The sequence below is a fragment of the Streptomyces sp. ERV7 genome (genome assembly GCF_001653515.1).
GTDB lineage: Bacteria > Actinomycetota > Actinomycetes > Streptomycetales > Streptomycetaceae > Streptomyces.
In genome coordinates this window covers 1-7,540 of sequence record NZ_LYOY01000104.1, presented here as the reverse complement: position 1 = coordinate 7,540, position 7,540 = coordinate 1, and the positions used below count along the sequence as shown (strand labels likewise).

The window sequence follows — 7,540 nt, the reverse complement described above, 5'->3', positions numbered from 1 at the left end:
GGCTCCCGCAGGATCTCCCGGTGCGCCTCCTGGACGGCGGGTCCCGGGTCGACGCCCAGTTCCTCCACCAGGGTGCTGCGCAGCCGCTGGTACACGGCGAGCGCCTCCGCCTGCCGCCCGGTGCGGTGCAGCACCAGCATCAGCTGCCGGTGGAAGGCCTCGCGCAGCGGGAACTCGCCGGTCAGCGCCGCGAGTTCCGGCCCGATCCCCTCATGGCGGTCGAGCCGCAGCTCGGCCTCGTACTTCCACTCCAGGACGAGCAGCCGCGTCTCGCCGAGCCGCTGGACGAGGGCGGGCTCCCCGTCGGCCGGGTCGTAGAGCCCGCTGAGCGGCGCGCCGCGCCACAGCGCGAGGGCGGCGGCGGTCTCCTCGGCCACCAGCGGCCAGTCGCCCCGGGTGTGCGCGGCGAGCGCCACGCGCGCGTGGGCCTCGAAGACCTGGGTGTCGAGCTCGCCCGGTCCGACCCGCAGGAGGTAGCCCGGCGGCACGGCCCGTACCCGGTCCTCGGAGTCGAGCAGCCGCCGCAGTCGAGCCACGTGGTTGTGCAGGGAGGCGGTGGCGGAGGCGGGCGGCTCGTCGCCCCACAGCGCCAGCTTCAGATCCTCGCTGGGGACGACCCGGCCGGGCCGCATCAGAAGGGCGGTGAGCAGGGACCGGATCTTGCCACTGCCGACGGACTCGCCCCCGACGGTCAGCGGCCCGAGCAGGCCGAACCGCACACACACGCCGACCTCCACCGGTTTCCCCCACTGCCCGTCCACCGGCTGCCCCGTTGACCGTTGGCCACATGTTAGCGATCTGTTGGTGGGCGCTGATTAGATCTTTCCATCGGATCCGGACCGCCGGTGCTCGGTGGACAACCACACTCGGGGGAGTGTCGCCGTCGGAATGGAACCGAAGGACAGAGAGGTCCTCAGGCATCCCAGGTGAATGCCTGGGGACCTCGTCCGTCCGTCCGGAATCGCCTCATTCGCCGCCCGATCCGGGCCTGCACGGCGACGCCGGGCCTCTACACGACGGCCATCGACGGCTCGGCGATTTTGCGCCAATTTTACGCGCACATACAACCTTTGAGCCGCCCGAGCGTCTCAGCCGACCCCTCCGTCGCCCTCGCCGTCGAGCAGTGACGCGACGTACTCCTCAAGCCGTCCGGTCAGCAGCTCGGGCGTCAGGTCCGTGCGCCCGAGCTCCCGCCACGGCCCCGCGACCTTCTCGGCGTCCGGTGCGTAGGCCAGCGCGTCCAGGAGCTGCCAGTGGAGCAGCCCTGCGCCGAGCCGCCCTCCCCCGGCGGTGTACCGCGCCACGAGCTCCCGTGCCGCCCCCGCCCCGTGCAACAGCGCGAGCGCCGTCGAGCAGTGCGCCACATCGAGCGCGGCCGGGCCCCACGACGTCTCCACCCAGTCGACGACCCCGCTGATCCGCAGCCCGTCGCCCGCGCCGCTGAACAGCACGTTCCCGGGGTGGAAGTCCCGGTGCAGGAAGCACCCCTCGTACGGGGGCGGCGGCTGCCGGATGACGTCGACCGCCCGGCGCCAGACGTCGGGCCGCGCGGTGTCCGCAGGAACGCGCACCCGGTCGGGGGAGGTCCAGGCCTCGTACGTACGGGGCCGGTCGGCCTCCGTCACCCGGATCCGGTGAATGTCCAGCAACTGCCGGGCGAGCAGCCCGATCCGCCGCTCCAGGTCGTCCTCGTCGAGCCGTACCGCGCCCTCCAAGCGCGTCATCAGCAGCGAGGGGTGGTCGCAGTGCTCCCCGTGCGGGTCCGCCGCCACGAGTGCGGGCGCGGGCACGTCCGTCCCGGCCAGCAGCCCCAGCACCGCGGCCTCGCGCGCGAGGAGGCCGGCCGCGTGCCTCCGGTAGAAGGGCCTGGCGAAGGACCGCAGCACCACTTCACGTACTGAGGTGGCCTGTTCTGTTCGCACGCCACCCTCCTCCGTAGGTACGCCGTCGTCCCCTTCCGTACGTATGCCGTCAGCCCCCTCCGTACGGACGAGCCGCATCTGGGACGTCCATCCGCCCCGCAGCACCACCGCGTCCCGTACCCGCTCGCCCTCCGGGAGGGACTTGTCGACCCAACGGCGGGTCAGCTCCCAGCCGTCCGCGCCCAGGTCGTCCAGGACCGCGTCCACGAACCGCCCGCGCTCGACCGGATGCTCCCTGAACCACACCCCGAGCCGGTGGTGCGCGCCCCCGAAGGCGAGGCGGGTGAAGCGGGACGCGTTCCCGGCGGCCAGCGCCTGTGTCACGGCCTCCGTGACGGCGTACGGAATGATCTCGTCCACCTCGGGTACGGCCAGGACCACGCGAGTGCGCAGGGCCCGGAAGACGTCCAGCGCGCGCGAGCCGCGCCAGCTGTCGGGCGTACGGAGGATCTCGGTGAAGCGCGACACAGGCGCGCCCGGCGGGGTTCCCGGCGCTCCCGGCTCGGCCCCGAACGGCTCGGACCAGGCCGCGTCCGCGTACACGGCGGGCGCGCACAGCCCGATGCCCGCGACCCGGGAGCCGTAGTGCGCGGCCAGGTCGGCGACGGTCTGGCCGCTCATGCTGAAGCCGGTCAGGACCAGGCTCTGGCCGGGCGGAACGTACGCGTCGACCGCCGCCCGCGCCTGCCGGAAGCGGCGCTCCAGGCTCAGCTCCGCGAGGGCGCCGCTGGAGGCGCCGTGCCCGGAGAAGTCGAGGGAGAGGACGCGGTGGCCGCGGGAGCGGAAGTCCTCCCCCAGCTCCGCGAGCCGCGCCTTGTCGCCGGTTCCCGCGCCGTGCAGCAGGACGACCGTGACGGAGGGGATCACCCCGTCGGGCTCCACCACCGCGCAGCTGATGCGCTCCCCGTCGAACTCCCCGACCAGCTCATCCACTTGGGCCACCTTTCAGCCACTTCCCCTCATGATCTCCAGGCTCCCCAGCCTAGAGTCACGGCCCCGGGTCCCGCCGTGACCTCACGGCGCCGGAGGCAGCGCGCGGCACAGGGCGTCCAGGGCCGCCTGATAGGCGTGGTCGGGCGGAGTGGCGTAGCCGACGACCAGACCGTCCTGAGCGGGCATGGTGGCGTCCGGGTGGCGGTATCCGGCGAGCCCGTCGAGCGCGATCCCCTGCCAGGCCGCGGCCTTCAGGACCGCCCGCTCGGTGCCCGGCGGCAGCCTCAGCACGGCGTGCAGCCCGGCCGCGATCCCGGCCGCCGTGATGTGCGGGGCATGCTCGTCCAGGGCCGCCAGGAGCTGATCGCGGCGGCCTCGGTAGCGCTGCCGCATCCGCCGCACATGCCGGTCGTATCCGCCGCTCTCGACCAGGTCCGCGAGGGTCAGCTGGTCCAGGACGCTCGCCCACGCCTCGCGCTGGCCCTTGGCCGCGAGCACCGGGTCGACGAGCTCCTCGGGCAGCACCATCCAGCCGAGCCGCACCGCCGGCGACAGGCTCTTGCTGACCGAGCCGATGTAGACGACCCGTTCGGGATCGAGCCCCTGCACCGCCCCGACCGGCTCGCGGTCGTAGCGGAACTCGCCGTCGTAGTCGTCCTCCAGGATCACCCGTCCCTGGCCCGCGCCCAGTCGACGACGGCCGCGCGCCGGTCCGGCGGGAGCGCCACCCCGACCGGGAACTGGTGCGCGGGTGTCAGCAGCACCGCCCCCAGCCCCTTCGACTCCCCCAACTCGCCGGTGAGCGTGCCGTGTTCGTCGAACGGCAGCGCCGGGGTGCGCAGCCCGGCCCGCGTCAGCAGGTCCCGGTGGACGTCGAGCCCGTACGCCTCGACGCCGATCTCGCGGACCCGGCGCGCCCGCAGCACCCGCCCGAGCAGCATCAGACCGTGCACGAAGCCCGCGCAGACGACGATGCGCTCGGGGTCCGCGTGGACCCCGCGCGCCCGCGCCAGATAGTCGGCGAGGACCGTGCGCAGCTCGATGCGGCCGCGCGGGTCGCCGTAGCCGAAGGCCTCGTGGGGCGCGGCCGTCAGCGCCCGCCGGGAGGCCTTCAGCCACTCGGCACGGGGAAAGGACGCCAGGTCGGGGCTGCCCGCGATCAGGCTGTACGCGGGGGTGCGGCGCGCCGGGTGCCGGGGCCCGGACGGCTGCGGGCGGCGCGGCGCGGTCCGCTGGGCGACCCGGGTGCCGGAGCCCTGGCGGGCGGTGAGCCAGCCCTCGGCGACGAGTTCGGCGTACGCGTCGGCCACCGTGTTGCGCGCGACGCCCAGGTCCGCGGCGAGCGAGCGCGACGAGGGCAGCCGGGCGCCGGGGGCGAGCCGGCCGCTGCGGACGGCCTCGCGCAGCGCGTCCATGAGGCCGGCGCGCAGCCCGCCGGCGCCCACCTCCACATGGAGGTCGACACCGAAGACTTCGGCCAGAGTTCCGGAGGAAGTGGCCCAGGATTCCACCATGAAAATGGACCATACCCGTGTGACATGTGCCGCGTACCGTCACTTCCATGACGACGAACGGGAACACGGGGACCACGGTGACGCAGAACGACGAGAGCCCGGACGCCTCCTACGCGACGGAGCAGGCGCCCCGTCTGCACTGGGCCAAGGCGGCACCGGAGGTCTACAAGGCCATGGTCAAGCTGGAGGCGGCGGCCGGGCGCGGGGTGGACCCGGTGATCCACGAGCTGGTCAAGATCCGTGCCTCGCAGCTCAACCACTGTGCCTTCTGCCTCGACATGCACACCAAGGACGCGCTCGCGGCGGGCGAGTCGGTGGAGCGGATCGTGCAGCTCAGCGCCTGGGAGGAGTCCCAGCACTTCTACACGGCGAAGGAGCTGGCGGCGATCGAGCTGACCGAGGCGATCACCGTCCTCACCGACGGCTTCGTGCCGGACCATGTGTACGCGAAGGCGGCCGAGCAGTTCGACGCGACCGAGCTGGGCCATCTGATCGCCGCCATCACGGTGATCAACGCCTGGAACCGCTTCGGCGTCACCACCCGGATGGTCCCGGGCCACTACACCCCCGGGATGTACAAGTGACGGCGCGCGCCTGGCAGGTCCCGCAGGAGGTCTACCGGGCCCTGGCGGCGGTGAGCGCGGCCGCCAAGAAGGCGCTCGACCCGACCCTGACGGAGCTGGTCATGGTCCGCGCCTCGCAGCTCAACCACTGCGCGTTCTGCCTGGACATGCACCTCGACCTCGCGCGCGACCACGGCGAGACCGAGGGACGGCTCGATCTCGTCGCGGCCTGGCACGAAGCGGGCGACCGCTTCAGCGAGCGCGAGCGTGCGGCCCTCGCACTCACCGAAGGCATAACGGTCCTGACCGACGGGTTCGTTCCCGACGAGCTGTTCGCGCTGGCGGCGAAGCACTTCGACGAGACCGAACTGGCCCATCTCATCGCCGCGATCACCGCCATCAACAGCTGGAACCGGCTGATGGTGGCCCGCCGTACCGCACCCGGAGAGACCGAATGGCACAGCTGACCCCCGTCGCCGCCTTCCGCGCCCTGCACCACGGGCGCGGACCGGGCGACCCCCTGATCCTGCCCGGTCCGTGGGACGCGGCCAGTGCACGGGTCTACGAGGAGGCGGGCTTCCCGGCGCTCGCCACGCCGAGCGCCGGGGTCGCCGCCTCGCTCGGCTACGCGGACGGCGAGACGCCCGGGGACGAGATGTTCGCGGCGGTCGCCCGGATCGTCCGGGCCGTCTCCGTGCCCGTCTCGGCGGACGTCGAGGGCGGCTACGGCCTCGCCCCCAAGGAGCTGGTGGCCCGGCTGCTCGACACCGGCGCGGTCGGCTGCAACCTGGAGGACTCGGCCGACGGCGCCCTCAAGGACCCGGCGCGCCACGCCGACTGGCTGGCGGAGGTGCGCGCGGAGGCCGGGGACCGACTGTTCATCAACGCGCGCGTGGACACGTACATCGAGGGCGTGACCGACCTGGACGCGACGATCGCGCGGGCGCGCGCGTACGTGGCGGCGGGCGCCGACTGCGTCTACCCGTACGGGGCTCCCGCCGAGCACCTGCCGAAGATCGCCGCCGCCGTACCGGCCCCGGTCAACCAGGTCGCGCTCGCGGACGGCCCGACCCCGCGCCGCCTCGGCGAACTCGGCGCGGCCCGCGTCACGTTCGGCCCGCTCCTCCAGCGCCGCGCGATGAAGGCGGTACGGGAGGCCGCGGAGCAGCTGCGCACCGGCTGAGAGCCTGTCTTTGAGGGCGTGCGGGGCCGGGCCCGAGGCCGCCGGCCCCGCACTCACTCCGGCACGAACGTGCCGAGCACCCTGTTCAGGACCCCGAGTTGAGCCGGCCAGTCCTCGTCCGGGCCGTACACCAGCACCGTGTACGGCACCCCGTTCCCGGCGACGAAGGAGCGGGCGATGCCCTGGATGCGATCGGTCTGGACGCTGCGGTTGTACGCGTAGACCAGCTCGGCCGCGTCCGTGGCGGTCACCTCGGTCATCCGGCGCAGCGAGATCTCCTGGTACCCGCGGTGGAGGGAGAGGTTGTCCGAGGTGATGCGCAGCGCCTCGTACGGGGTGATGCCCGGTTCCGTCAGCCGGAACATCTGGAGCAGATAGCGCTGGTCGGGCGAGCGGTAGAGGGCGCTGCTGCGCTCCTCGGTGCGGGTCCAGGTGGCCGGTACGGCCACGCTCCAGCCGAGCGGGTCCTCCACCCGGCGGAAGCCGTCCGGCACCGGGGGGCCGGTGTCGGGCGTGGCGGTGTCGGTGGGCTCCCGCGTCGGCGTGGCGGTCGACTCGTCGGTGGACGTGGCCGTGGGCGAGTCCGTCGGCGTCCCGGTGGGGTCGGTCCCCTCGACCGACGCCGAGGACGAGGCGGCCGCCACTCCCCCGCTCCCGGAGCCGCCGTCCCGGCCCCACAGCAGCCAGCCACCGGCCGCGCCGCCCGCGAGGACGGCGGCGGCGACCGCGGCGACGACCGCCCGCTGCCTGCGCCGCCCCGCGTCCACCGGCGCGTACGGGGGCGGGTGCGCCGGGTCGCGCGGCAGCTCGTACGCCCCCTGGGTCTCCGCCTCGTGGTACGCGCCCGGCGCCGGCCCGGCCTGCGGGAGCGGCCAGGACGGCGCTGGAGCAGATAGCGCTGGTCGGGCGAGCGGTAGAGGGCGCTGCTGCGCTCCTCGGTGCGGGTCCAGGTGGCCGGTACGGCCACGCTCCAGCCGAGCGGGTCCTCCACCCGGCGGAAGCCGTCCGGCACCGGGGGGCCGGTGTCGGGCGTGGCGGTGTCGGTGGGCTCCCGCGTCGGCGTGGCGGTCGACTCGTCGGTGGACGTGGCCGTGGGCGAGTCCGTCGGCGTCCCGGTGGGGTCGGTCCCCTCGACCGACGCCGAGGACGAGGCGGCCGCCACTCCCCCGCTCCCGGAGCCGCCGTCCCGGCCCCACAGCAGCCAGCCACCGGCCGCGCCGCCCGCGAGGACGGCGGCGGCGACCGCGGCGACGACCGCCCGCTGCCTGCGCCGCCCCGCGTCCACCGGCGCGTACGGGGGCGGGTGCGCCGGGTCGCGCGGCAGCTCGTACGCCCCCTGGGTCTCCGCCTCGTGGTACGCGCCCGGCGCCGGCCCGGCCTGCGGGAGCGGCCAGGACGGCGCGGACGGCGGCCGGTCCGGCGGCG

The 7,540-nt window shown here is 74.4% G+C and carries 6 protein-coding genes and 2 pseudogenes; 4 read left to right on the top strand and 4 right to left on the bottom strand.

Annotation, left to right across the window (positions count from 1 at the left end; genetic code table 11):
• The 3 genes and pseudogenes from A8W25_RS31135 to A8W25_RS31125 all read right to left on the bottom strand — a co-directional run.
• Positions 1–761, bottom strand: a 761-nt coding sequence (locus A8W25_RS31135) for an AfsR/SARP family transcriptional regulator (protein ID WP_420708409.1), incomplete at its 3' end; no start/stop codon positions are given.
• Between the two features lie 327 nt (positions 762–1,088).
• Positions 1,089–2,855: an alpha/beta fold hydrolase gene (locus A8W25_RS31130; RefSeq protein ID WP_079125845.1), complete on the bottom strand. Its 1,767-nt coding sequence runs from the start codon at positions 2,853–2,855 to the stop codon at positions 1,089–1,091.
• Positions 2,856–2,936: 81 nt separating this feature from the next.
• Positions 2,937–4,369, bottom strand: a pseudogene (locus A8W25_RS31125) (PLP-dependent aminotransferase family protein).
• 47 nt (positions 4,370–4,416) lie between these two features.
• On the opposite strand from A8W25_RS31125, the gene A8W25_RS31120 reads away from it, so the two are divergent.
• From A8W25_RS31120 to A8W25_RS31110, 3 genes are read left to right on the top strand one after another with little or no spacing between them, the layout of a single operon-like run.
• Positions 4,417–4,953: a carboxymuconolactone decarboxylase family protein gene (locus tag A8W25_RS31120; RefSeq protein ID WP_079125830.1), complete on the top strand. Its 537-nt coding sequence runs from the start codon at positions 4,417–4,419 to the stop codon at positions 4,951–4,953.
• The gene (locus A8W25_RS31115; RefSeq protein WP_067156360.1) at positions 4,950–5,399 is read left to right on the top strand and encodes a carboxymuconolactone decarboxylase family protein; all 450 of its coding nucleotides are present in this window, start codon (positions 4,950–4,952) and stop codon (positions 5,397–5,399) included. Before A8W25_RS31120 ends, A8W25_RS31115 begins: the two co-directional genes overlap by 4 nt.
• Positions 5,396–6,115 (top strand): isocitrate lyase/PEP mutase family protein, encoded by a 720-nt coding sequence (locus tag A8W25_RS31110; protein WP_067156734.1) that lies wholly within the window; start codon positions 5,396–5,398, stop codon positions 6,113–6,115. Before A8W25_RS31115 ends, A8W25_RS31110 begins: the two co-directional genes overlap by 4 nt.
• A gap of 53 nt (positions 6,116–6,168) precedes the next feature.
• Here the strand turns inward: A8W25_RS31110 and A8W25_RS31105 are convergent, their stop codons facing one another.
• The gene (locus tag A8W25_RS31105) at positions 6,169–6,882 is read right to left on the bottom strand and encodes a hypothetical protein (protein ID WP_067156363.1); all 714 of its coding nucleotides are present in this window, start codon (positions 6,880–6,882) and stop codon (positions 6,169–6,171) included.
• A 183-nt stretch (positions 6,883–7,065) separates the two neighbouring features.
• Here A8W25_RS31105 and A8W25_RS31100 point away from each other — a divergent pair.
• A pseudogene (locus A8W25_RS31100) lies at positions 7,066–7,540 on the top strand (hypothetical protein); the annotation flags it as partial.